At 47.4% G+C, this 26141-nt stretch carries 21 protein-coding genes; 16 read left to right on the top strand and 5 right to left on the bottom strand.

Features of this window, described 5'->3' with window-relative positions; genetic code table 11:
• Positions 1 to 30: 30 nt before the first annotated feature.
• The 5 genes from hutH (at position 31) to J0K78_RS12705 (ending at position 5972) form a co-directional block, all read left to right on the top strand.
• A complete protein-coding gene (gene hutH / locus J0K78_RS12725; protein WP_206947426.1) occupies positions 31 to 1572 on the top strand; it encodes a histidine ammonia-lyase in 1542 nt (513 codons plus the stop codon).
• Complete coding sequence (gene hutU / locus J0K78_RS12720; protein WP_206947425.1) at positions 1556 to 3220, top strand: urocanate hydratase; 1665 nt, start codon at positions 1556 to 1558, stop codon at positions 3218 to 3220. The genes hutH and hutU overlap by 17 nt, the downstream gene beginning before the upstream one ends.
• A complete protein-coding gene (hutI, locus tag J0K78_RS12715) occupies positions 3220 to 4500 on the top strand; it encodes an imidazolonepropionase (RefSeq protein WP_206947424.1) in 1281 nt (426 codons plus the stop codon). The genes hutU and hutI overlap by 1 nt, the downstream gene beginning before the upstream one ends.
• Positions 4463 to 5401: a formimidoylglutamase gene (gene hutG / locus J0K78_RS12710; protein ID WP_370551123.1), complete on the top strand. Its 939-nt coding sequence runs from the start codon at positions 4463 to 4465 to the stop codon at positions 5399 to 5401. The genes hutI and hutG overlap by 38 nt, the downstream gene beginning before the upstream one ends.
• Before the next feature lie 157 nt (positions 5402 to 5558).
• Positions 5559 to 5972 carry a hypothetical protein gene (locus J0K78_RS12705; protein ID WP_206947422.1) on the top strand — a complete coding sequence of 138 codons (414 nt, stop codon included), beginning with the start codon at positions 5559 to 5561 and terminating at the stop codon, positions 5970 to 5972.
• A gap of 60 nt (positions 5973 to 6032) precedes the next feature.
• Here the strand turns inward: J0K78_RS12705 and J0K78_RS12700 are convergent, their stop codons facing one another.
• Positions 6033 to 6968, bottom strand: coding sequence for an LCP family glycopolymer transferase (locus J0K78_RS12700; protein ID WP_206947421.1), 936 nt, complete (start codon positions 6966 to 6968; stop codon positions 6033 to 6035).
• A gap of 222 nt (positions 6969 to 7190) precedes the next feature.
• On the opposite strand from J0K78_RS12700, the gene J0K78_RS12695 reads away from it, so the two are divergent.
• Positions 7191 to 7562: a hypothetical protein gene (locus tag J0K78_RS12695; protein ID WP_206947420.1), complete on the top strand. Its 372-nt coding sequence runs from the start codon at positions 7191 to 7193 to the stop codon at positions 7560 to 7562.
• A gap of 44 nt (positions 7563 to 7606) precedes the next feature.
• Here J0K78_RS12695 and J0K78_RS12690 read toward each other — a convergent pair whose 3' ends face one another.
• Positions 7607 to 8818, bottom strand: a complete 1212-nt coding sequence (locus J0K78_RS12690) for an ROK family transcriptional regulator (protein WP_206947419.1) — start codon at positions 8816 to 8818, stop codon at positions 7607 to 7609.
• A 250-nt stretch (positions 8819 to 9068) separates the two neighbouring features.
• Between J0K78_RS12690 and J0K78_RS12685 the strand changes: the two genes are divergently transcribed.
• The 9 genes from J0K78_RS12685 (at position 9069) to J0K78_RS12645 (ending at position 21520) form a co-directional block, all read left to right on the top strand.
• Entirely contained in the window at positions 9069 to 10382 is a 1314-nt protein-coding gene (locus J0K78_RS12685; RefSeq protein WP_206947418.1) for an ABC transporter substrate-binding protein, read from the top strand.
• 495 nt (positions 10383 to 10877) lie between these two features.
• Positions 10878 to 11843, top strand: coding sequence for a carbohydrate ABC transporter permease (locus tag J0K78_RS12680; RefSeq protein ID WP_326315609.1), 966 nt, complete (start codon positions 10878 to 10880; stop codon positions 11841 to 11843).
• Positions 11840 to 12670, top strand: a complete 831-nt coding sequence (locus J0K78_RS12675; protein WP_206947417.1) for a carbohydrate ABC transporter permease — start codon at positions 11840 to 11842, stop codon at positions 12668 to 12670. The genes J0K78_RS12680 and J0K78_RS12675 overlap by 4 nt, the downstream gene beginning before the upstream one ends.
• Positions 12671 to 12685: 15 nt before the next feature.
• Positions 12686 to 14902: an alpha-galactosidase gene (locus J0K78_RS12670; protein ID WP_242517860.1), complete on the top strand. Its 2217-nt coding sequence runs from the start codon at positions 12686 to 12688 to the stop codon at positions 14900 to 14902.
• A 17-nt stretch (positions 14903 to 14919) separates the two neighbouring features.
• Positions 14920 to 16092: a galactokinase gene (locus J0K78_RS12665; RefSeq protein WP_206947416.1), complete on the top strand. Its 1173-nt coding sequence runs from the start codon at positions 14920 to 14922 to the stop codon at positions 16090 to 16092.
• On the top strand, positions 16089 to 17078 hold the full coding sequence (gene galE, locus J0K78_RS12660; RefSeq protein ID WP_206947415.1) for a UDP-glucose 4-epimerase GalE: 990 nt from the start codon (positions 16089 to 16091) through the stop codon (positions 17076 to 17078). Before J0K78_RS12665 ends, galE begins: the two co-directional genes overlap by 4 nt.
• 15 nt (positions 17079 to 17093) lie before the next feature.
• Complete coding sequence (gene galT, locus J0K78_RS12655) at positions 17094 to 18602, top strand: UDP-glucose--hexose-1-phosphate uridylyltransferase (RefSeq protein ID WP_206947414.1); 1509 nt, start codon at positions 17094 to 17096, stop codon at positions 18600 to 18602.
• Between the two features lie 14 nt (positions 18603 to 18616).
• On the top strand, positions 18617 to 19567 hold the full coding sequence (locus J0K78_RS12650; RefSeq protein WP_206947413.1) for an aldose epimerase family protein: 951 nt from the start codon (positions 18617 to 18619) through the stop codon (positions 19565 to 19567).
• Complete coding sequence (locus J0K78_RS12645) at positions 19568 to 21520, top strand: beta-galactosidase (protein ID WP_206947412.1); 1953 nt, start codon at positions 19568 to 19570, stop codon at positions 21518 to 21520. It abuts the gene before it with no gap.
• Positions 21521 to 21677: 157 nt separating this feature from the next.
• Here the strand turns inward: J0K78_RS12645 and J0K78_RS12640 are convergent, their stop codons facing one another.
• The 3 genes from J0K78_RS12640 to J0K78_RS12630 all read right to left on the bottom strand — a co-directional run bounded on the left by J0K78_RS12640 (position 21678) and on the right by J0K78_RS12630 (position 25615).
• Positions 21678 to 23048 carry an LVIVD repeat-containing protein gene (locus tag J0K78_RS12640; RefSeq protein ID WP_206947411.1) on the bottom strand — a complete coding sequence of 457 codons (1371 nt, stop codon included), beginning with the start codon at positions 23046 to 23048 and terminating at the stop codon, positions 21678 to 21680.
• 248 nt (positions 23049 to 23296) lie between these two features.
• The gene (locus J0K78_RS12635) at positions 23297 to 24718 is read right to left on the bottom strand and encodes a hypothetical protein (RefSeq protein WP_206947410.1); all 1422 of its coding nucleotides are present in this window, start codon (positions 24716 to 24718) and stop codon (positions 23297 to 23299) included.
• Between the two features lie 174 nt (positions 24719 to 24892).
• On the bottom strand, positions 24893 to 25615 hold the full coding sequence (locus J0K78_RS12630; protein ID WP_206947409.1) for a DsbA family oxidoreductase: 723 nt from the start codon (positions 25613 to 25615) through the stop codon (positions 24893 to 24895).
• A 114-nt stretch (positions 25616 to 25729) separates the two neighbouring features.
• On the opposite strand from J0K78_RS12630, the gene J0K78_RS12625 reads away from it, so the two are divergent.
• Positions 25730 to 26101: a cytochrome-c oxidase gene (locus tag J0K78_RS12625; RefSeq protein WP_206947408.1), complete on the top strand. Its 372-nt coding sequence runs from the start codon at positions 25730 to 25732 to the stop codon at positions 26099 to 26101.
• Positions 26102 to 26141 lie beyond the last annotated feature (40 nt).

Here is a 26141-nt window from a genome sequence, read left to right as displayed (position 1 = left end):
GAATCTTTTCGCGTGAAAGGGGGATTGTGGATGATCGAACTAAATGGAAGAGATTTATCCATCGAGCAGATGAAAGAGATCTGTTTTGAAGACGCCAAAATCAGATTGTCAAAAACGAGTCTAATTGACGTCAGAGCAAGCAGGGAAACCGTAGAAGAAATCGTGACCAGAGGGCATTCGGTTTACGGCATCAACACAGGGTTCGGAAAATTGAGTGATGTCCGAATTGCTGCTGAAGACGTCGACAGCCTGCAGCAACACCTGATCCGTTCACATGCGTGTGGGGTGGGAGCACCTTTTTCTGAAAAAGTGAGCCGCGCTATGATGGTGCTCCGGTTGAACGCTCTTATGAAAGGTTATTCGGGCGTCCGGGAAGTGCTTGTACAGAGACTGTGCGATCTCGTTAATCTTAACGTCCACCCGGTCATTCCCTCACAAGGCTCGCTCGGGGCTTCCGGCGACTTGGCTCCACTCGCCCATTTGGCGCTCGTACTCATGGGGGAAGGAGAAGTTTTTTATGAGGGAGAGCGGCATGCGACGAAGGATATATTGCAGAGGCTTTCGTTGAAGCCGCTATTGTTGAAAGCGAAAGAAGGGCTTGCGCTCATTAACGGAACCCAGGCGATGACAGCAGTCGGAGTCATCAGTTACCTCGAAGCGGAGCGGCTGGCCTTACAGTGTGACTGGGTAGCAAGTCTTTCACTGCAAGCGCTCGAAGGCATTCGGGACGCCTTTCATCCGAGCATTCATGAAGCGCGCGGTTACCCGGAACAAATGGCTGTCGCCGAGCGGATGCGCCATTTGATCAACGGCAGTCATCTTGTCACTTTTCAAGGAGAGAAAAGGGTGCAGGACGCTTATTCTTTACGGTGCATTCCCCAAGTGCACGGCGCCACGTGGCAGACGCTGCATTACGTACGGGAGAAATTGACGATTGAGATGAATGCTGCGACAGACAATCCACTGCTTTTGGAGGGTGGTAAAGTGGTCGTATCCGGCGGCAATTTCCATGGCCAGCCGATTGCTTTTGCGATGGACTTTTTAAAAATAGCAATGAGTGAACTGGCCAATATTTCTGAGCGCCGAATCGAACGTCTCGTCAATCCCCAGTTAAACGACTTTCCACCGTTTCTCAGCGCGAATCCGGGATTGGAGTCAGGGTTGATGATCGTACAGTATGTGGCCGCATCGTTAGTTTCTGAAAATAAAACGCTCGCCCATCCGGCAAGTGTCGACTCGATTCCATCGTCTGCGAATCAGGAAGATCATGTGAGCATGGGTACAACGGCAGCCCGGCACGCGGCCATGGTCATCGATAACGCGACAAAAGTGGTAGCGATCGAGTTGATCTGCAGTCTGCAGGCACTGGAGCTGAGGGGAATTGAGCGCGCATCGGTACTGGCCCAGGACCTTTGGAAATCGGCAAGGACTGTCGTACCGAAAGTCACGCAGGACCGCGTGTTTTCCAAAGATATCGAAAACGTGGAGCAATGGTTGAAGGAAAGTGCTTTTGACTGGAAAAAGTGGAGATCCGTTCATGAAGGAGGAGAAACGTATGTCGACTACACGTAAAGTGAAAGCCAAAACAGGAACTCAGTTGGAATGTAAAGGGTGGGAACAGGAAGCTGTCTTAAGGATGCTTTGCAACAACCTTGACCCAGAGGTTGCAGAAATCCCGGAGGAACTTGTTGTCTACGGGGGTATCGGTAAAGCGGCAAGGAACTGGGAAGCTTTTGACGCAATTGTTGCAACGCTGAAGCGTCTGGAAAAGGATGAAACGATGCTTGTCCAGTCCGGGAAACCTGTGGGTGTTTTTAAAACGCATGAAAACGCGCCGAGAGTGTTGCTCTCAAATTCCGTGCTGGTCCCGAAGTGGGCGAATTGGCAGCATTTCCATGAGCTCGATCAAAAGGGTCTGATGATGTATGGCCAAATGACGGCAGGCAGTTGGATTTACATTGGGTCCCAAGGCATTTTACAAGGAACGTATGAAACGTTCGCATCTCTTGCTGAAAAACATTTCGGAGAGTCGTTGAAAGGAACGATCACATTGACAGCAGGCCTTGGCGGTATGGGAGGGGCTCAACCGCTTGCGGTCACGATGAATGGCGGAGTCGTCATCGCTGTCGAAGTGGATCCTGACCGGATTTCCAAGCGTCTGGAATCCGGCTACTGCGATGTGAGTACAGCGTCTATGGAGGAGGCAGTTATGTGGGCGAAGGAAGCGAGGGAGAATGGGGAGGCTCTTTCGATCGCTCTATTAGGAAACGCGGCAGAAATGCATGAACAGCTTTTGAAAAGTGGGCTGGAGATTGATATTGTCACAGATCAAACATCTGCCCATGACCCCCTGAATGGCTATGTACCTGTCGGATATTCACTGGAAGAAGCAGCTGTTTTGAGGAAAAAGGATCCAAACGAATATGTGCGTCTCTCATCGAAATCCATGGCCAGACATGTAGAGATCATGCTTCAGTTTCAAAGAAAAGGCAGCATCGTTTTTGACTATGGAAACAACATCCGTCAGGTCGCACTGGAAGAAGGTGTAGACGATGCGTTCGATTTTCCAGGCTTCGTTCCCGCCTACATCCGGCCGTTGTTCTGCGAAGGGAAAGGGCCGTTCCGATGGGCCGCTTTGTCTGGGGATCCCAAAGATATCTACCGCACCGACCAGCTTATCAAAGAACTTTTTCCTGAAAACGAAAAGCTGTTGAGATGGATCGACATGGCACAGGAAAAAGTCCAGTTTCAAGGACTTCCTTCAAGGATTTGCTGGCTCGGGTACGGGGAGCGTAAGAAGATGGGGATGGCGATCAATGAGCTTGTGAAAAAAGGGGAATTGAGCGCCCCGGTGGTCATCGGCAGGGATCACCTCGATTGTGGATCCGTCGCTTCACCAAACAGAGAAACGGAATCAATGCTGGATGGCAGTGATGCGGTTGGGGACTGGGCGGTGCTGAACGCACTCATTAATACAGCAGCCGGCGGTTCATGGATTTCGTTCCATCATGGTGGCGGTGTCGGTATGGGGTACTCGCTACATGCGGGGATGGTCGTTGTGGCTGATGGCACCGACCTTGCAAAAGAAAGACTGGAACGTGTCCTCACGACCGATCCAGGCATGGGCATACTCCGTCACGCGGACGCGGGTTATGAGAAGGCGGTTGAAGAAGCGGATAAACATGAGATTGATATCCCGATGAAAAGGAGGGGACAGTGATGTATGACACGTTGATTGAAAATATTGGACAGCTGATCCTGCCTGCGGAAGGTCCATTAAAAGGGGATGCGATGAAACAGTTGGAAGTGAAGGAAAACATGACGATCGCTTTTCATGAGGGCAAGGTTGCCTGGATCGGGACAAATGAAGAAGCGCAGAAACTGAAGGCCAGCGAGCGAGTCGATGCTATGGAAAAAACTGTAACACCTGGTCTCGTCGATCCGCACACACACCTCGTTTTCGGAGGTTCACGGGAAAATGAGCTGGCGTTGAAGCAGGCCGGTGTCCCTTATTTGGAGATTCTGAAGCAGGGAGGAGGGATTTTATCAACGGTGGAAGCGACTAGGGCAGAGAGTGAGGATGACCTTTATGAAAAAGCAAAGCAGACGCTGGAACAGATAGCAGCCCATGGTGTGACCACGCTTGAAGCAAAGAGCGGTTATGGACTTGATCGGGAAGCAGAGTTAAAGCAGCTTCGTGTCGTGAAACGATTGAATGAAGAAAGCATTCTCGATTTAGTCTCGACCTTCTTAGGTCCTCATGCGATTCCGCCGGAATATAAGGGAAAGGAGGAAGCGTTCCTTGATGAAATGATCCGCCTGCTTCCTGAAATCAGTGCGGAAGGATTGGCAGAGTTTACGGATATTTTCTGTGAAACAGGGGTCTTTACGATTGAACAGTCCCGTCGTTTTATGAAAGCCTCACAGGAACTTGGATTCCAAACGAAGATTCATGCCGATGAAATCGATCCGCTCGGAGGAACAGAGCTCGCCGTTTCTATGGGAGCCGCATCGGCGGATCATCTTGTTGCCGCTTCTGAGGAAGGGGTCGACAGCCTTGCTGAGGGAAATACGGTGGCTGTGCTGCTTCCTGGAACGACCTTTTACTTAGGAAAAGATCATTATGCAAAGGCTAGAAAAATGATCGACCGTGGAGCGGCCGTCGCGTTGGCTACTGATTTCAACCCAGGAAGTTGTGTCACCTACAACCTGCAGATGATCATGTCGCTCGCAGCACTGAAAATGAAAATGACCCCGGAAGAGATATGGAATAGTGTGACAGTAAATGCCGCGCATGCGATCGGAAGAGGGGATGTGGCCGGGTGTTTGAGTGTTGGGAGAACAGCGGATGTTGTCCTGTGGGACGTTCCGAATTATAAGTACATCCCGTATCACTATGCGGCGAACCATGCGAAGGCAGTATGGAAGAGCGGAAGAAAGGTGTGGGAAAGGAGGGGCGCACGTGTCTTTTCAGTACCTCAACCCGGGCAGGGATGCTAGATTCAAAGACCGTCATACGACGAAAGTTGATGAAACGGTTTCGTATTACGAGCCTGGGAAAGCCGGGGATATAGGGCTCATCGGCCTCCCTTTATCTAAAACTTCTATATCATTGTCAGGCGCATCAGAAGCACCTGGGTCGATTAGAAAGGCGCTGGGGGCTTACAGTACGTATTCAGGGGAGAAAGATAAGAGTTTTGAGGATGTGCAGGTGTTGGACTTTGGGGACGTCCCGGTACATCCAACGGATAATGAAGAAACTCGGAAGCGACTGAAAACAAGTGTGAAAGAAATGATCGACACTGAAGCCTGTCCCAAGTATGTCATGCTTGGTGGGGATCATGGCGTGAGTTTCCCTAGCATCTCTGCCTTTCAAGAGAAATACGGGAGAGTTGGGGTCATCCAATGGGATGCTCACCATGATCTGCGAAACGTGGATGATGGCGGTCGAACCAACGGCACTCCTTTTCGAAGTTTAATTGAAGAAGGAGTCCTCCGTGGTGAAGATCTCGTCCAAATCGGCATCCGTGACTTCTCCAACGCCAAAGCCTACGCCGATTACGCCCGACACCACAACATCCATACCTACACCATGGCTGATGTTGAGGAGAAAGGTATCCATAATCTAACAGACCAGGTCATACAGATATTGGAAACCAAGTGTGACTGCATCTATTTGTCTGTCGATATGGATGCGGTGGATCAGGCGTATGCACCTGGTTGTCCAGCGATAGGACCAGGAGGATTGACGGCGAGAGAACTGCTAAACAGTGTATCTATTGCTTCCTCTCACCCTCTAGTCAAAGGGATGGATATCGTAGAAGTCGATCCAAGCAAAGATTTCAGGGATATGACGAGCAGGCTTGCGGCTCATGTTATGATGCGGTACATGTATGTATGATATGGAAATAACTGTTATACCTGGTCATCCATGAAATGGGTGACCAGGTCTAACAGTATTTGTAAGAAACCATATACAAGTGTTCTTCCTTATGGTATTTTTAGTTTAATCTTGTGATGTGTTTTAGCTTTTGAGATGGGAGAATGAGAGATTAGCCATGAGAGAAGTTATTTTATTATTGGCTGATGTAGTCAATGTCTGGCATGACGTAATTTTGAAGTTCACGCAAATGATGGGGTGGAACCTTACAGATAAGGACCTCCACTTTTGGGTCATTGGTGTACTGGGACTCATCGGGCTTATTTTCGTGGATATAATTTTCCATGCCATAGCGAAATGGAGCATAACCGCCATTTCATTTTTATTTACGTTTGCGATGGTGCTTGTGTTTGTTTTTGCGGTTGAAATCCAGCAGAAAATAACCGGAAGTGGAAACATGGAGTTTGCGGATGCCTTGGTCAGTGTCCTTGGTTTCTTCCTGTTTTGCGGCATTTATTTTGTTTTCATTGGAATCATCCGAGCTATAAAAAAATATACAGCTATTAAAAAGGAAGACCAGGATGCGGCTTAAGTAGGCGGCTGGTCTTTGAAATGAAAAGCCCCCTTCTCAAGAAGAGAAGGGGGCTTCGTTTTATTCAGAACCGAAATTAACAATCATGTCATGTGTTTTTTGAATTTCTTCATCAGACATGTCGATTAAATACATGCCATTTGCCCGGAAGTTGTCGCCCTCCATTTGATACGTGGTCGAATTTTTACGGGCACTGCTGTAATTGGTGACGAGTCTGCGCATATCCGCAAACTGCATGTTTGTGCTTACATTGTCACCGAGTACATCCATGACGTCACCCACTTTGTTCACAGCGTCGAGACGCGCTCCTTTATCAATGATTCCCTGGATGACCTGACGTTGTCGTTCGTTACGGCCTAAGTCTCCGTTCGGGTCATTCTTACGCATGCGTACATAAGCGAGTGCTTCACGACCGTCCAGTTTAATTTCGCCTTCTTTAAAATTGAAATTACCTGAGGTAAACGCGCGGTCGTTATTTACTGTGATGCCATTCACAGCATCGACAACTTGAGATAATCCTTCCATATTGACCCTGATGTAATAATCCAGTTCAATATCAAGGAAGTTCTCGACTGTATTCACAGCCATGTCACTGCCACCGTAGGCGTAGGCATGGTTGATTCGTGTCATACGTCCGTCTCCGGCGATTTCTGCATACGTATCCCTCGGAATACTGACCATCTGCATTTGGTCATTGTTCGGATCAAGCGTCATGACAATCATCGTATCAGAACGGCCGACATCGTTCTCCCGTTCATCCACACCGAGAAGGAGAATGTTCAACGGTTCCTTGTTATCTACTTTTTCTTTAGTTTGGTCTGTATCGATAGACGTTACATCCTCGTGTAAATCTTGGTTCACTGTCGTACGAACTTCATTATAGATGGTATATAAATAAACGCCTCCGATTAAAAATATGAGTGCAACTACAAATAGGAGGACTTTCCAACGTCTGCGTTTACGCCTTTTCTTTTTCTTCAGTTCCCTGCGTTCCATTCACCCACCTCTTTCTATAAACTACTATCCTATTATACGATTTTTGTAGATATATGTAAAAACACACTGATAAATAAAGAAAGAGGGGGAGATTTTGGTAAATTTTAACGTACCAGGTCATCCAGAATATGGATGACCTGGTACGTTATTTTCTGGAAGGTGTGGTACGAGGAAGGGGTTCGGCATATAGTGGCATAAGCTATTCTTTTGGAGGAATGTAAATTGAGAAAGTGGTTGGGGCTGTTGCTCGTTTTGGGTCTTTTAGTTGGATGTGCACAGAATGCGACAGAGAGGTCAATCCAACAGTTTACATCTTCTATGGAGAATGAACTGCATTTTGTTTATTTTTATGATGAAGAACCACCAGACAAAAAAATCCGCTCGCAATTGAACGGAATGAAGGTGTATTTAGCCCGGAAAAACGTCATCGCCACAATCAGCTATCAAAAGATCGTGGCCGAAAAAAATTATCAGGAACTTCTCGATGTGAAAGATAGTCAGATTCTCGTTTTTGATTACAAAGGGATTCGGTATAACGCAAGGAACATTCATGTGTTGGAAGGAATGGTCCTGCAGATGCAAGTGAATCCATAAAAAAAGCCTGCCGACAGCTTCACACTGCCGGAAGGCTCTTTTTCTTACCTCGAGAAAAACTCTTCTAATATCAATACACACGCCCCGATCGCTGATGCGTGCTCTTCCAATTTGGATAAGACGATTGGCGTTTCCTTCGCTCTACTCGTCAGTCCCCGGGAGTGGATCGTTTCTTTGATTCCATCCATCAGAAAGTCCCCGGCCTTTGAAACCCCTCCACCGATAATGATCCGCTTCGGGTTCAATGTATGAATCAAGTTGGTCAAGCCGATGCCGAGGAACCTTCCTGTCTGATTCAGCAGTCCAATGCTGAACTCGTCACCCTCACAGGCCGCTTCATAGACAAGCTTTCCATCCACCTTCTCAAAATCGTGATCCACAAGGTCACGAATCATCGATGGTTTCCCTGTTTTCAATTCTTTGCGGGCTCTCTCCGCAATGGCCGGCCCGGCAGCAAGCGTCTGCAGACAGCCGTAATTGCCGCAGGTACATTTCGGTCCGGAAAGATCGATCGTGATGTGACCGATCTCTCCGGCGATATTGTTTTCCCCATGAAAAAGCTGTCCTTTGATCATCATCCCAGCGCCGATCCCGTTCCCGACATTGACACCGACCATGTTATCCGCATCGTTCCCACTGCCGAACCAGTATTCCCCAAGCGTCATTGTTTTCGCATCGTTTTCCACTTTGACAATCATATCAAACTCATGTTCAAGCTCTGCTTTAATGGGGATATCGTAAAGCTGGAAGGATGGAGCGAAACGAGAGACTCCTTCAACCGGATCCACAATTCCGTGCATCCCGATGCCGATCCCGAGGAACTTCTTAGGGTCACACTTACCGGATGTGAAAAATTCGCGTATACCGCTCTTCATCGTATCTAGAATATCTTCTTTTGACGGATAAGGAGGAATGTCTTTTTTCGCAACATCCTTCAGTTCTCCGTATAAGTTCGTCACGACAAAGTTCATATGAAAGGTGCCTACATCGACACCGATGATGTAAAAATGATCTGCGTTGATTTCAAGTAATGTCGGTTTCCGTCCACCTTTGGACTGGCCCTGGGTCGTTTCAATTACAAATTGTGTTTGGATAAGTTCTTTGACGATATTGCTCACTGTGGGCGGAGTCAATCTCGACTGCTTCGCGATATCCGCCCGTGAGATCGGACCATGCTCGCGAATCATATTTAAAATAATTGAGCGGTTCATCGATTTCATCAACTGAAAACTGCCTCTAGTATAGTGCGTGCTCATACGATTCCTCCAACTATGCTGTACTATTTCCATTTTACCACAAAAAGTAACTTATTAAATTTATTTTACTAAGTTACTCACGTAAATGCTGTCTCCGCTGCATCTATTATAGAACAGCCCTCTCTTTAAAAGAGTTAATTTTGAAAAAACTCTTTTCATTTATATAGTTATGTGCTACCTTATAACTAGTTAGTTAATTTATTTTATTAAGTTTTGAAAACGCTATCAATAAAAGGGGGAGGAAGACAGAATGAAAAATTGGTTGAAGAGTTTTCTTTTGGTAGGCCTTGTGGCTGGTGGACTGGCTGCTTGTTCCGGTGAAACAGGAGGAGAATCCTCAAGTGAGGGTGGAGAAGGTGGAGAACCAGCCGGCGAAATTACCGTTTGGGGCTGGAACGTAGCTGCTGAATCGATGGAACTTGCGGTTGACGGGTTTAAAGAACAATACCCGGATGTCGAAGTGAACGTGGAAGATATCGGACGTTTGGATGTTTATGAAAAGTTAACTGTAGGACTAGCTTCCGGTGGAAATGGACTGCCGGACGTCGTGATGGTCGAGTCCGATCGTCTAGCCAACTATCAGGATCAATTCCCAGATGCGATCGCTAACCTTTCCGAACTCGGTTACGATGAGCACGCAGATAAATTTGGGGAATATAAGAAGTCTGTCACACAAAATGAAGAAGGTGAATTCTTTGCCGCTCCTTGGGACGTAGGACCTGCGGGTGTCTTCTATCGTACGGACATTTTTGAAGAAGCAGGCGTCAATCCAGATGATATCAAAACTTGGGATGACTACATTGAAGCAGGTAAAACCATTCAAGAAGCAACAGGAACTAAAATGGTTCCCATCGATGTTGCAGCGGACGATGCGCTTTACCGTATGATGATGAACCAACAAGGTGCGTTTTACTTCGACGAGGAAGGGAACATTGATGTCGCTTCTGAAGAATCACAAAAAGCTTTTGATGTAATCCAGCGTTTGCATGATGAAGATCTTGTCCTGAACAACAACGGTTGGGATGGCGTCGTTTCTGCAACGGTTAACGGCGAGGTGGCCACTGTTCCATTCGGCGTATGGTATTCCGGTACAATCATGGACCAGGCTCCTGACCAAAGTGGCAACTGGGATGTCTTCTACCTGCCGGCGTTTGAGGAAGGTGGCAACCGCGCAGCCAACCTTGGTGGATCTGATCTAATGATTCCATCTTCAACAGATAACCAAAGCACAGCTTATGCATTTGTTGAGTACTTCACTACAGAAGTAGAACCGCAGATGAAGGCTCTTAAAGAGAAAGGAATCTTCCCATCCTTGGAAACAACATATGAAGAAGATTACTTCAGTCAGGAATCCGAATTCTTTAACAATCAGCCTGTTTTCCAACTGTTTGCGGATGAAGTATCTGATATTCCTGTAGCGAATTACACGGCTGATTATGCACGTGCGTTCGATACGATGTCTGATACTCAAGCATCCATCCTGCTTGATGGCACGCCAATTGAAGAAGCGCTTCAAAACGCTGCTGACAAGCTAGAAAGTGAGACAGGACGCAGTACGAACTAATTCGTCCCCCTGATCTCCCTATATGAATTAGAATGAAAAAAAGGTCGATCTCCGCTTTGAGAGATCGACCTTTTTGTTTCATATCTTTATTAAAGTATATGGCAGGATTGTGGAAGACTCAGTTTCGGGATGTTTTCGGGGTTCGTTTGCCATAATGGGAGTCAGGGGGAGTTGGGAAGCTACTCGCTTTCCTGTGGGGGAGTGCCGAGCTTCCTCGGGCTACGCCCTGCGGGATCTCGCCGATCTCCTTTCTCCCACGGGAGTCTCGCAGCTTCCCAACCCCCCCTTCCAACTAACAAAAAGTCTCGAAACTAAGCCTTCAAGAATAAGAGCGTTTATGGTAGGGGAAATGAATGTAATTTTTCTGAAAATGGAGCAGACAAACGATAAAGGCTATGTTACTATTAAGTAAATTAAATTAATTAACAAAGTCCAAAAACTCTATTTTGAAAGCGCTTTTAGAATCGACCAATATCTTTGAGGGGGTAGAACATTGTGAGTCAAACGAATGCTGAACAGATGGCAAACGACAACCACGAAACGAACAAGCAGCCATCTAAGAAACCAGGTCCGTCCAGCCAAAAACCAAAATCCCGTAAGAAATGGATTACACCGAAAACGGTGCCGTACTTATTTATTCTTCCAGCCGTTACCTTCTTCTTAATCTTTACCGTTTATCCAGTCATTTCGTCATTATTATTAAGTTTCCAGACGCGTGCAGGATCAGGGTATGAATTTGTTGGCCTGGATAATTACATTCGATTGTTCCAGGACACGTTATTCTACAAAGCGCTCGGGAATACGTTCCTCATTTTGCTCATTCAAGTACCGATCCAGTTGTTCTTAGCTGTCGTCATTGCGGTGGCTCTTAATTCTCAACTGGTCAAGATGAAGAGCTTCTTCCGGGTGGCCTTCTTCATGCCGGCCATTACGGCATTGGTCGCCTCTTCCATCATCTTCATGATCATTCTTGATGAAAACTACGGCCTTGCAAACTATGTGCTTTCGCTGTTCGGTATTGAGGCGATCGCCTGGTTGTCTGATCCATTCTGGGCAAAAGTCGCTTTGATGGCCGCGATCACATGGCGCTGGACCGGGTACAACATGGTCATTTTCCTTGCCGGTCTCCAAAACATTCCCGGCTCGCTTTATGAAGCGGCTGAGATGGACGGGGCAGGAAAGGTCCGTCAGTTCTTTTACATTACCGTGCCTCAGTTGAAGCCGATTTTCTTGTTCACATTCGTATTATCAACCATCGGGACGCTGCAGTTGTTCGATGAGCCATACATTCTTACGCAAGGTGGTCCGAACAATGCCACACTGACCATTACCCTTTACTTGTATCAAAATGGTTTCCGTTACTTTGACTTCGGTTACGCATCCGCGATTGCATATGTTCTTGTATTGATCATCGGGGTCCTTTCCTGGGCACAAATGAAATGGGCAGGTGAAGATAAATGAATCAACAGGTCAGTCCGCTTAAAAAAACACTTTTATACGCTTTCTTATTCATTGGAGTCATCATCTCCGTCTTCCCGTTCTATTGGATGTTTGTCGGGGCAACGAACCCGTCCGGAGAAATTTTCAAGGTTCCACCGAACTTTCTGCCAGGCGACTATGGCTGGGAGAACTTTAAGAACCTGAATGAAAACGTCGGGATTATCCGCGTCATGGGGAACTCCTTGTTCATTACACTCACATTCACTGCTATTTCCGCTATTGTTTGTACGGCGGCGGGCTATGCGTTTGCGAAGTTCAAATTCAAAGGTCGAAACGCGATTTTCTTCATGTTGCTTGTAGCGATCATGATCCCTTATCACGTAACGTTGATTCCTTTGTTTGAAATCTTCGGTACTGTCGGATGGTTGAACACGTTCCAGGCGGTCATCCTTCCACAGGTGGCTTATCCATTTGCGATATTCTTAATGAGGCAGAACATGCAGTCGATTCCGGATTCCTTACTTGAAGCTGCGCGTGTCGATGGTGCCGGAGAGTTTCATATTTTCTTCCGTATTGTACTTCCAGTGATGCGTCCGGCGCTTGCTGCTGTCGCGATTTTCTTGTTCATGTTCCAGTGGAACAACTTCATTTGGCCACTCGTCGTCCTGCAGTCACAGGAAATGTACACCTTGCCGGTCGCTCTCTCCAGTCTTGTCGGGATGTCACGAATTGACTATGGACAGGTCATGATGGGGACGACGTTGTCTACCTTGCCGATCATGATTTTCTTCCTGCTGCTGCAAAAGCAGTTCATTTCCGGAATTCTTGGCGGGTCTGTTAAAGAGTAGAAGGAGGCGCAGCCATTGATCTTTATTAATGAAGAAACACAACAATTTCATCTCACCAATGGACAAATCAGCTACATTTTCCACGTCATGAAAAACGGGCAGCTCGGTCATCTCTACTATGGAAAAGCGCTCCGCGACCGGGACTTCCACCATTTGCAAGACTATGAAAATACCAACCCTTCGACGACACATCCGTTCGAAGGGGACCCTGGTTTTTCCTTAGAAACGGTCAGGCAGGAAGCGCCGGTTTACGGAAAAGGTGACTTCCGTACGCCAGCACTCATTTTGGAAGAACAAAAGGGCGCGGCTGTCGCTGATTTTCGTTATGAAGCCCACGAGATTATAAAGGGAAAGCCAAAACTAGAAGGTCTACCGGCGACTTTTGCGGAAGATACAGAAGCAGAAACGCTGGTGGTCACACTCATAGACGACCAGGCGCAGGTGGAGTGGGAGCTCCTATACACGATCTTCCGTGATCTGCCTGTTCTCACAAAAAGTAACCGGATCACAAATAACGGGGAACGTTCTGTAACGTTGAAGCATTCGATGTCTTCCTCCATCGATCTTCCTGACGCGGATTATGAAATGATTCATCTGTCTGGCGCATGGGCCAGGGAACGTCATATCGAAACGAGAACACTCACTCCTGGCATTTCGTCCATCGGAAGCGTACGCGGGGCGAGCTCTCATCAGCACAATCCTTTTCTCGCTTTGAAAAGGGAAGAGACGACCGAAGACAGCGGGGAGGCGATCGCGATGCAGTTCGTTTACAGCGGGAATTTCCTCGCTCAGGCTGAGGTCGATCATTATGATACGACACGCTTGTCGATGGGAATCCATCCCCAGGCTTTTCAATGGAAACTGGCAAAGAAGGAAAGCTTTCAAAACCCGGAAGTGATTTTAACTTTCACGGAAAACGGCCTGAACGAAATGAGTCAGACGTTCCATGACTTGCACCGCAAGCATTTAATTGCGCCAAGGTGGAGGGAAAAAGAACGTCCGATTCTGATTAACAATTGGGAAGCGACGTACTTTGATTTCAATGAAGAAAAATTGGATCGTTTTACAGATGAAGCGCGGGATCTGGGAGTCGAATTGTTCGTCCTCGATGACGGCTGGTTTGGAAAACGCAATGATGATACTACTTCGCTTGGCGACTGGTTTGTTGACCACAAGAAACTTCCAAATGGAATTGGAACGCTGGCGAAAACGGTGAAAGATAAAGGACTTCAGTTCGGACTCTGGTTTGAACCGGAAATGATCAGTCCTGAAAGTGAACTGATTAAACAGCGTCCTGAATGGGTCGTTGGACCACCGCACAGACATCAGACGCTCGAACGGAATCAAAAGGTGCTCGATTTCGCCAACCCTCAGGTGGTCGACTACTTGTTCGAACGCATGAGCTCTCTCATAGAAGAAACCGGACTCGGCTACATCAAATGGGATATGAACCGCAACATCACAGAACCTTATTCCCAATATCTGTATGACCAGGTCAACTTTTTTCACCAGTACATCCTCGGCGTCTATGAGTTGTATGAGCGTTTGACGACGAAGTATCCGGATGTTTTGTTCGAATCCTGTGCGGGTGGAGGTGGACGGTTTGATGCCGGCCTGCTTTACTATGCTCCACAGGCATGGACGAGTGATGATACGGATGCTGTGGAACGGTTGAAGATTCAATACGGTACCTCTCTTGCGTACCCGTTATGCAGCATGGGATCACACGTCTCCGCGGTACCGAACCACCAGACTTACCGGAACACCCCTTTGAAGTTCCGTGCCGATGTCGCCTATTTTGGCACGTTCGGCTATGAATTCGATCCCAGTCAATTAACGGCGGAAGAAAAGGTCATCGTAAGAGATCAAATCAAGCAGTTTCAATCACTCCGGGGTTTGATTCATTCCGGTAAATTTTATCGCCTGACAAACCCCTTCAAACATCAGGATACCTCCTGGATGGTCGTCTCAGAGGAAAAAGATCATGCGGTCGTCGGCTGGTACCGGGCTCACTATTTCCCGAATCCGAAGAACGACCAGGTCGTAAAACTACGTGGTCTGGATCCTGAGAAACGGTATGAAATAGAGGGAGCAGAGCGGACGTTTTATGGCGACGAACTCATGTATCATGGACTGCCGCTTGGTGTGGAGTTCAATGGTGCCAATCATGAAAAATCAGAACGTAGCGGAGACCACCAGTCTCAGCTTTTTATCATTAAAGAGAAAAAATGAAGAAGGAGGGAATCGAAATGGAAGATTTACTTTCCGTTTTTTACGAGAAATTCAACGGAGAACAGGATGCGCAAATGTTCTTCGCACCAGGCCGGGTGAATTTGATCGGGGAGCATACGGACTATAACGGAGGACATGTTTTTCCATGTGCGTTAAGCGTAGGAACGTATGTGGCTGCAAGAAAGAGAAACGATCAGAAGCTCCGGTTTTACTCTATGAATTTTCCGGACAAAGGAATTGTCGAATCTCATCTAGAAGGACTGGTATATGAGGCAGAGGATGACTGGGCCAATTATCCGAAAGGCGTCCTGGATGTTTTCCGGAAAGCCGGCTATGACATCGATACAGGACTTGATCTTGCTTTTTATGGCAATATCCCGAATGGTGCCGGACTATCGTCATCTGCATCCATTGAACTTGTTACAGGGGTCGTCCTGGATGAACTGTTCGATTTATCGATGGACCGTGTAAAGATGATTCAGCTTGCTCAACAGGCGGAAAACGAATTCGTCGGTGTCAACTGTGGCATTATGGATCAGTTTGCCATCGGCTTGGGGAAAAGTGATCACGCTATGCTTTTGAACTGTGACACCTTGGACTATCAATACACACCTCTCCAGCTCAAAAACCATGCATTAATTATAGCGAATACAAATAAACGACGCGGTCTTGCTGATTCCAAGTATAACGAGCGTAGAGAGGAATGCGAACAAGCGCTGACACAGCTGAAACAAGTCGTTTCTATTCGTAGTTTGGGAGATTTGAGTGTCGAAGATTTTGAAATACACCAATCGAGCATAGAAGATGCGACCGTCCGGAAGCGCGCAAAACATGCCGTCTATGAAAACGAGCGTACGATCGAAGCGGTCCATCAGTTGAATGTCGGCGATATTGAAGGGTTTGGGAAGTTGATGAATGCCTCCCACGTATCTCTGAGAGATGATTACGAGGTGACGGGAAAAGAGCTGGATGCCCTCGTTGAAGCGGCCTGGAACGAAGGGGCTGTCGGATCGCGCATGACCGGAGCCGGATTTGGAGGGTGCACGATCAGCATCGTCAAACGAACACACGTGGATGGCTTCATCGAAGCTGTTGGACGACGCTACCAGGAACAAACAGGATTGGAAGCTGATTTTTACGTCGTAGAACTTGGAGATGGAGCGAAACGTTTGGAGGGGGAGAGAATATGACCGTACTCGTATGTGGAGGAGCAGGATACATCGGAAGTCACGCTGTCGCACAGCTTCTGGACCGGGGAGAGAGCGTCATCGTCGTCGATAATCTCCAGACAGGTCATCATCCCGCTGTACTGGATGGAGCGAAACTCTATGACGGAGATTTGCGGAATGAGAGTTTCCTGCACACCGTCTTCCAGGAAAATGAGATCGACTCTGTGCTCCATTTTGCCGCCGACTCTCTGGTCGGGGAAAGTGTAGAGAAACCTCTTCAATATTATGATAACAACGTCGGAGGAGCGATATCTCTTTTGAAAGCGATGGCTGCCCATGACGTAAAACGGATCGTGTTTTCTTCAACAGCCGCTGTTTATGGAGAGCCTGAGCAGATTCCGATTCAGGAAAGCGATCCAACACTTCCAACGAATCCCTACGGGGAGACGAAGCTCGCGATTGAAAAAATGTTGAAGTGGGCCGAAGAGGCGTACGGCATCCAGTACACCGTCCTCCGTTATTTCAATGTGGCCGGAGCGGACCTCAAAGGGCGGATAGGTGAGGATCACCGTCCGGAAACGCATCTCATCCCGATTGTTTTACAAGTGGCCCTCGGTAAAAGGGAAAAAATCATGATTTTCGGTGACGACTATCCGACCGCCGACGGGACATGTATCCGCGATTATATTCACGTCGAAGATTTGGTAGCTGCCCATCTGCAGGCCATCGATCACTTGGAAAAAGGAGGCACAAGCGCCATCTACAACCTCGGCAACGGACAGGGTTTCAGTGTGAAAGAAATCATCGAAGCGGTCCGTGAAGTGACTGGGCACCCGGTCCCGGCAGAAGTTGCACCGAAACGTCCCGGCGACCCGGCGCAGCTTGTCGCATCATCTGAAAAAGCGAGAAAAGAGCTCGGCTGGTCCCCACAATATCCAGAGGTCGAAAAAATGATTGAATCCGCATGGAAGTGGTTTCAGGAACATCCAAATGGGTACGAAGATTAAAAGGGTGGTGAGGATATGACGATTTATCAAGACATTGAACATCTCATTCATTATGGACTCCATAAACGTATGATTTCGGTATGGGATGTCGATTACGTCCGCAACCGATTATTTCATTTGTTCAAACTTGAAGGCGCTTCCGTGGAAGTGTCTCCTGAAGATGAGGACTACACCACTCCTGTCTTAATTTTACACCGTATGCTTTCCTATGCGGTTGAAGAAAAGATCATCGAAGAAGATACGATCACGGACCGGGACCTTTTTGATGCGAAAATCATGGATACCCTCGTCCCGCGCCCATCGGAGATCACCAGAGACTTTTATTACAAATTTGAAAGAGAAGGACCGCAGGCAGCGACGGATCATTTTTATCAACTATCCAAGGACTCGCATTACATTCGCACCGACCGTATTGCTAGAAACAAGCATTGGTACAGTTCGACGGAATATGGAGATTTAGAGATTACGATCAATCTATCAAAACCGGAAAAAGACCCTAAAGCCATCGCAGCGGCGAAAACCAAAAAGCAAACCACTTATCCAGAGTGTTTACTTTGTAAAGAGAATGTCGGCTACGCAGGCAGGCTCGACCATCCGGCAAGAGACAACCACCGCATCATCCCGGTCGATCTCGAAGGGGAGCACTGGTTCCTGCAGTATTCGCCGTATGTGTATTACAACGAGCATGCGATCGTTTTATCACGGGAACACCGGCCAATGGAGATCTCCAAAGAAGGCTTTGATCGCCTCCTCGATTTCACAGATCAGCTGCCTCACTATTTCGTCGGATCCAACGCTGATTTACCGATCGTCGGCGGGTCCATTTTGAGTCATGATCATTTCCAGGGTGGTCACCATGAATTTCCGATGGCAAAAGCACCAGTGGAAGAAACGTTTGAGATTCCTGGATTCAAAGATGTTGAAACAGGTATTGTCCGCTGGCCGATGTCTGTGGTTCGGCTGAGAGGCGAGGACCGTGACCGGGTATCTGAACTCGGAGACGTCATTTTACGCTCGTGGCGGAAGTATTCTGATGAAAAGGTAGAGGTTTTCTCAGAATCCGAGGGCGAATCTCATAACACAGTGACTCCGATCGCACGTTACAGAAAGGGACAGTATGAGCTTGATCTCGTCCTTAGGAATAACCGTACGAACGAAGCTCATCCGCTGGGAATTTTCCACCCTCATGAAGAAGTCCATCATATTAAAAAAGAAAACATCGGTCTGATTGAAGTGATGGGGCTTGCCGTGCTACCAGGACGATTGGTTGATGAAATGGGGCAGTTGAGCCGTTTCATAAAAGAAGGAAAATTAGATGCTGCGGTGAATGATGGATTGGTCGGAAAACATGTGCCGTGGGCGAAGCAGATCGAGTGGACCACAACATCAGAACAAGCGGTCTGGGAACAGATGCAGAAAGAAATCGGCAAACGATTTTCCACTGTTTTGGAACATGCAGGGGTGTTCAAACGTACAGAAGAAGGGAAGGAAGCATTCCAGCGTTTCATGAAACAATTAGGTTAAGGAGGCGGTGACCGATGGTCGATGTATGTACGTACCAGAAGACAAAATTCAAGAGTCTGGATGCCGTTGTATTGGAAAATGAGAGTGTAAGAGCGGTGATCCTACCGGGATACGGAGGGAAAATGGTCAGTTTTTTTGATAAAGAAGCCGATTATGAATGGCTGTATCAGACCGATCGTCCAAATCTCGAGATTCCCCCGTACGGAGCGGATTTTTCCAAATACGATTCCAGCGGTTTTGACGAAATGTTTCCTGGGATCGACAAGGGCCCTCACCCGACAGATTGGAAGGAGATTCCCGATCACGGAGAAGTGTGGACGCTGCCGTGGGAATATAAAGCGACCCATGATGGGGTTTCGCTTGAGGTTCACAGTCCTGAATTTCCTTATGCATTAAAAAAGAAAATCTGCCTGCACGGCAATGGTGTGACAATCAAGTATGAAGCGATCAACAAGAGTGATGAGCCGTTCCCGTTCATTTGGACGCCGCACGCACTGCTCAATCTTAATGAACACACAGCCATCGAAGTACCTGAAGATTTGAACCAAGTGATGAATGTGGAAAAAGGATCACAGCATTTGGGTGGCTGGGGAACCCCACACGCTTATCCTGAGACAAAGTCAGCGAAAACAGGAAACACGATTGACCTGAGTCAGCTTGAGCCTATGGAAGAGGGAACGGCAGAGAAATTTTATTTCACAGAGCCGCTTTCCAAAGGATGGTGCTCGCTCGTACAACCGGACGTGAACAGGAAATTGACGTATCGTTTTCCTGAAACTAAAGTGCCTTACCTCGGGGTCTGGAAAACGCGTGGCGGCTACCGGGGAGAGCATAATATTGCATTGGAACCTTGCACAGGCGTCTACGATGATGTGTATCTTGCTGAAAAAATCGGCAAAGTTTCTTATATCCCAGCACACGGCTCGTACACGTGGACGTTGAACATCGAGACAGGAGGCTTATAAATGACGTATTTAGGTGTCGATTACTATCCGGAACACTGGCCGGAAGAAATGATGGATGAAGACATTCAAGGCATCAAGGACATGGGCGCTAACATCGTCCGGATCGGAGAATTTGCGTGGCATCTCATGGAGAAAGAGGAAGGAGCGTTCGACTTTTCCTACTTTGACCGTGTGCTTGAAAAAGTGAAACAGCAGGGCCTAGATGTTATGTTCGGGACACCGACCGCGACATTTCCAGCCTGGCTCGCTCAAAAACACCCCTCGATTTTGTCTGAAAATGAAAACGGTAACACAAGAGTATTCGGCGGCCGCCGTCAATACTGTTTTAATTCAGATAAATACCGGCAGTACGCGGCAGGGATCACGGAAAAGCTCGTCCAGCACTATAAAGACGAAGAAGCGATCGTCTCGTGGCAGATTGACAATGAATTCGGTCATGAAGGAAGTGACATGTGTTTCTGTCATCAATGTCATTCCGCGTTTCATGAGTATTTGGAAAACAAATACGACAGTGTGGAGCAATTGAATGACGAATGGGGCACGATCTTCTGGGGACAGACGTACAATGACTTTTCAGAAATTCCGATTCCGAAGCCGACGGTAACGACTCACAACCCGACATTGAAACTGGAGTGGGCGCGCTTCCGTTCTGCTTCCGTCAACGGATTCACTCACGAAATGACGGAGATTGTGAAAGAACATAAGGGAAGCCATCAAACCGTTACGACCAACGTGTCCGGTGGCTTTTTCGATAAATGGTTTGACCATGAGGAAAATGTGAAGCCGATGGATTTCGTTTCCTATGATAACTATCCGGTGTGGGGCGGACTCGAAAAACCGATCCCTCCAGAGGCGATTGCGATGACGCATGATTTCAATCGTGGTTTGCTCGATCAAAACTATTGGATCGTCGAAGAACTGATGGGAGCCCAGGGGCATGATGTCATCGGCTATCTGCCACGACCGAATCAGGCGAAGATGTGGTCGTATCAAGCATTCGCACACGGCTGTTCCAACTTGCTCTATTTCCGCTGGCGCGGCATGACGAAAGGGGCCGAACAGTTCTGTTACGGTGTCGTCGATCATGACAACGTCTATGGCCGCAAATATAAAGAGGTGCAGTCCTTATTCAGCGAGATCAAAGAACATGAAGAGCTGTTGAATGCAGACATCAAGTCTGATGTTGCGGTTCTCTATGATTATGACAACATCTGGTCCTGGCGTTCACAAATCCAGAGCAAAGACTTTGACTTCAATGAAGAATTGCTGCGTTTGTACCGCCCGTTTTACCGGAAGAATACAAACATCGACGTCATCCCGGCTAGCCGTGATCTTCGTACATACAAAGTTGTACTGGTCCCTGTTATGCAGCTGATGGACGATGCGCTTGCCAGTCGTTTTCGTACCTTTGCAGAAGAAGGCGGGACAATCATCTTTTCCTACCGTGCCGGACTGAAGGGCAAGGACAACAACATCCGACTAGGAGAAGTCCTGCCTGGACCTGTCCGTGACCTGATCGGTGCGCGTGTAGAGGAAATCGAATCACTGACAGCCGCTCATCAGCTTGAATTGCAGGGAGAAGGAGCTTTTGCTGAGGTACCAGCGTCTATTTCTGTCTGGCGCGACCTCCTCGTTCCTGAACAAGCACAGACCCTCTATTCGTATCAGGATCAATTTTACAAAGACTATGCAGCCGTGACGAAGAACACGTTTGGAAAAGGAAGCGTTTATTATGTCGGCGGTGGTTTGAGTGAAGAGGCTTTGGAGAAAATTGCTTCAGATGTAACGAGTGACCATGGCATTCAAACAATCGAGTCCGAGCGCGATGTGGAAGTGTATCGCCGTCATATCGGTGGAGATTACTATCTATTCTTGATGAATCACAGTGATAAGGAAAAGTCGTATGGTAAGGAGAAGCTGGGGCCATTTGAAAGTAGAATTGTGAAAGGATAAGGAAAGTGCAGGAGAGACCTCCTGCACTTTTTTGTTTGATTGATATATTCGAGATTTGGTTGATATATTCGAGATTTAATTGATATATCAAAGATTTAATTGATATAAGAGATTTTTGGTTGATAAAAGCCTCCTGTATGAACAGGAGGCTTTACCTTTACTTATCGCTATTATTTTTCTGGAGCACTTTCAAACCTTGGTTCATATCTGAGCCGAGCACGTAGTTACGATCGACGAATGTTCCCCAGAAATAACCACCCGCTGGACTATAAACACCAACTTGCTCTGGGTTGCTTGGATCTGTGATATCGACCGCACGAATACCTCCTGCATAGTGAGAGAGGTATAAAGTGTTGCCATGAACTTTTGGATCGTGGACCGTATTGGCGAATGTAATGCCATCTTCCACGTCATCGACGAGCTCTGTCTTGAACGTGCTCAACAGCTTCGGATTCTGCTTGTCTTTAATATCAAAAATTCTTGTGTAGCCGTAGGATTCTTCATAACCTTCTCTTGTAGGGTTGTACACTTCGCGTGTCTCAATCAGCACATTTCCGCCTTTGGCAAGGGCAGCGGAGTGCGCGGAACCCTGGACATCCGGAGCATAATCGGTTCGGCCTTCGAACTTCACATTGTAAGGATCAGAGATATCGAGAATGATTGTACCGAGATCCCAGAAGGAAAGAAGGGCCGTATCTCCATTGTTATCCGTCATCGTACTATGGTTGAAGACTGGACGCGTTTTTCCATCCGGAGAATTCCAGTGATATCCATTAAAGTCTTCATCCACTTCAGGGAGAGTACGCGGGTCGAATTCATAAATCGTTTCCGGAGCGGAAGGATCGGTGACATCAACTAAAGCAAAATCTTTCTCTTCGCCGTGCGTGTAGTAGTCCGCATACGGATTGGCCGCTAATACGAAAGGCTTTCCTTCTTTCACCGTCAGGTAAAGTTCATGAGTACCAGGTACGCGCTTGTCCATTTCCCAGAAACCGAGTTTTTCAGGTGATTCAGGATTGGATACGTCATACAATAGGAAACCACCCTTTGAATCAGGGTTGCTGCGGTTGAGCTGTTGGACACTTACGACAGCAAGATCACCTTTGAATTCCTCCGTGTTTACTTTTTTAACAATGACCTTCTCCTGCCAGGTGCCTGGGATGTCATCGGCAAACTTGGCGATTTCAACAGGATTGGATGGATCTTTCAAATCAAAGATACGGACGCCGCCTTCGCCGCCGTTTCTTGTATGTGTACCCACATAAGCATAGCCGTCATGGGCGTACACATCAGCGGTATTATTTTGTACTCCGTCATATTTTTTCAGTTGTGCAGAACCGACTTCCTTCCAGTTCCCCACATTTTTTGTACCTTCTAAAACAGGTACCTCATTAAGTGATTGAGACCCTTCCTGTCCCTTTTCTACTAAAGCATCATCAAGCATGTCGTGCGCAAATGTTGTCGGTGTAGCAGAAAAGACAAGCAACCCAGCCATAGCCGAGCTAAGAACGATGTGTTTCTTATTCATCAAATTTCCCCCTCTAATAAAAATACTTACCAAAATATAACATGTGAGGAAATTAATTTCATTAATATTCAGAAAAATGAATCGAACGGACAGGTGTTCCCTAGTATATCTATCCTACGCATTCAATCTTTCGTGTGTCTAAAGAAACACAAACCAGCAAACAAATGAAGGAGGAAAGGGAGATTTACAAAAAATGGTGTACCAGGTCATCCATATTATGGATGACCTGGTACACCAAATAAAGGAAACTAAAACAGGAGTAATGCGACGATGGTGGAGATGATCAGTCCTAGAATGACGGGGATGAAGTTTTTCCGGACGAGTTCCATGACGGGGACGCCGCAGAATCCTGCGATCGCAATCAAGGACGACCAGGCGATGATGGTTCCCCCTCCTGTCCAGATGGATCCCATCTGTCCGATGGCAGCGAGGGTTGAAGCGTCAATCGTTCCGTTGGAGAGTGAGGCGGATAGCGCACCGGTAAGCGGAAGTCCTGAGAAACCTGAGCCGTCCAGCCCTGTAATGATTCCGATGATCAAAATGCTAAAAGCGGTCAAAAAGGCGCTTTGTGGCAGATAATCCTGGCTCGATTGGACGAGGTCGAAAAGGAAGGAAGGGGCCGCTTCAGCCGGCAGCACAAGAATATCTTTGGCAAAGTCCCCGCTGCCGAGAAAAAAGAAACCGGCAATTGGAATCACAGGACCCATTGCTTTAAAGGCAAAAACGAACCCTTCGGTAATATGCTCACTCACATCATCGAGCGCTTTATGTTTCCCGAATGCCACACTGGAAAGCAACAATAAAACGACAGCGACGCCTCCGATAAATGCCGCACCGCTTCCTCCTTCAAATCCACCCATCCGTCCCGAGCCAATCTTGGTCGAAACCATATAAATCATGACAGCAAGCATAGAGAGAGGGACGAGAACAGCAAAGACTTTGCTCCAAACATGAACGCGTGAGCTTGTCGCTTGTTCTGTTTCTTTGAGCCCCTGCATCTGAACAATTTCCTGCTCGTTATGAGGGTCATCCTTGGAGCGGAAACTTTTTCTATTGAAGAGATAAGCGAGACCAATTGCAACGATCCCTGTAACCACCGATAAAATCAGAGCCTGATCCATGATACCCGCTGTATCGATCCCTGCCGATTTTGCGGATAATTCTGGTGCTACCTGGATGATATAGTCCGAAGATAACGCCATCCCCTGTCCGGCAAGCGCAACAGCCATCGCCGCCACCATCGCCGGCAGGCCCGTACGGATGGCTGCAGGGACAAGAAGGGCGCAGATGAGCGGAACAGCAGGAGTCGGCCAGAAGAAAAGAGACACCACATAGGTGACGACGACGAGAATAAAAAACGATACATGACTGTTGATCATCACTTTTTGAATCGGCTGGATCATGCGGGTATCCGCACCGAGATCTTTTAAGGAACGTAACAAGGCCACCATAAAAGTAATGATCAAGAAAATATTGAACAACTCTTTCGCAGCCACAAGGTTGGCATTGAAGACACCCACAAAGCCACTGATTAAACTCCCATTAAACATCCATGCGACCACGAAAGTACCAAGCAAAGTGGGGAGTACGACCCCTTTACGGAAAATCATCGTCAAGATGATGAGAAATGTGAACAGCCCATAAATCCAATGAGACATTGTCAATTCCATCAAAATGCCTCCTCTTTTTTATATAGGCTATTCACCAATACAGGGAGAGGTGAGAAAGGGGATCTTCTTTATAAAAAAGGATAGCGTCCTAACGGAGGAGGGTATCGGCCTGGCACCATTCCGCGCACATAAAAATGCACAAAAAAAGCCGCGGGATCACCCACGGCTCTCATCCTATTTCTTTTCTTCCCCAGGTACTTCACAGCCATCTTCCGTACAAGCCGCTCCACTCTCACTGGATAAATCCTCAAAAGCAGGAGTCTGTTCTTCTTCAGCAAAAGCTTTTTCAAGCCCCTGAACGAAGACTTCCGTCGGCTGGGCGCCAGAGACGGCATACTTACGGTTGATGACGAAAAACGGTACGCCCTGCACACCGATCTGCTGGGCTTCGGCTTCTTCACGGCGAACCGCTTCCGTATAATCGGATCCTTCAAGAACAGAAGTCACCGCATCACGATCAAGTCCGACCTCAACGGCTAGCTCTGTGATTGTTTCATGATCCCCGGCATCTTTGCCATCTGTCAGCACGGCTTTGAAAAAGCGTTCAGCAAAAGCTTTGCCCAATCCTTTTTCATTGGCCAATTGAGAGACACGATGGGCATCAAACGTGTTTGTCGGTACCACCGAATCAAAGTGGAAATCAAGGCCGACCATTTTCGCCTGTTCGGTCATGTTCTGCGTCATCTCACGCGCTTCTTCCATAGACCGGCCATATTTTGCGGCAAGTTTCTCATGCATGTTTCTTCCCGTGTTGCGCTCGGCATTCGGATCAAGCTCAAAGCTTTTATAGACGACCTCCACTTGTTTGCCTGGGAAGTTTTCCAGCGCTTCTTCTAGTCTGCGTTTTCCAATATAACAAAAAGGACAGACGAAATCTGACCAAATTTCTATTTTCATTGCGTTCACCTCTTCATTAGATTCCCTTCCATTTTACGATGCTTATCATCGTAATTCCATGATTCTGTTTGGAAGCTGTCCCACGTATATATGGGAAAAAGGAGGTTGGACTTTATGGGGGTTACGTTGGTTAAAATTTCAACTGTTTATTTTGCCATCGGCATTGCAATCGGATACTACATGTCGAGTGCACACGACTATGCGCTCACACCTGTCCACGTCCACATCAATTTGCTCGGGTGGACCGCCCTCACACTTGCGGGTATTTTATATCATCTTTTTCCCACCCTTGCGAAATCTTTATCTGGAAAAATTCATTTCTGGCTTCATAACATCGGTCTTCCGATCATGATGCTCGGCTTATTTCTAGTCGTCCTTTTCGAAAATGACGTGTGGCTTCCCCTTGTCGCGACAGGCGCAACCATAACATCACTCGGCATTTTCTTCTTCGTGTTCAATGTGTTGATAAATTTGAAAGCAGCCTGACACCAGATCCCTCTCCGCTTCGATTATAGAAGCAGGGAGG

This window comes from Halobacillus sp. GSS1, assembly GCF_017307035.1.
GTDB classification, from domain to species: domain Bacteria; phylum Bacillota; class Bacilli; order Bacillales; family Halobacillaceae; genus Halobacillus; species Halobacillus litoralis.
The sequence above is the reverse complement of the archived record's forward strand: the minus strand, read 5'-3'. Positions and strand labels throughout refer to the sequence as shown.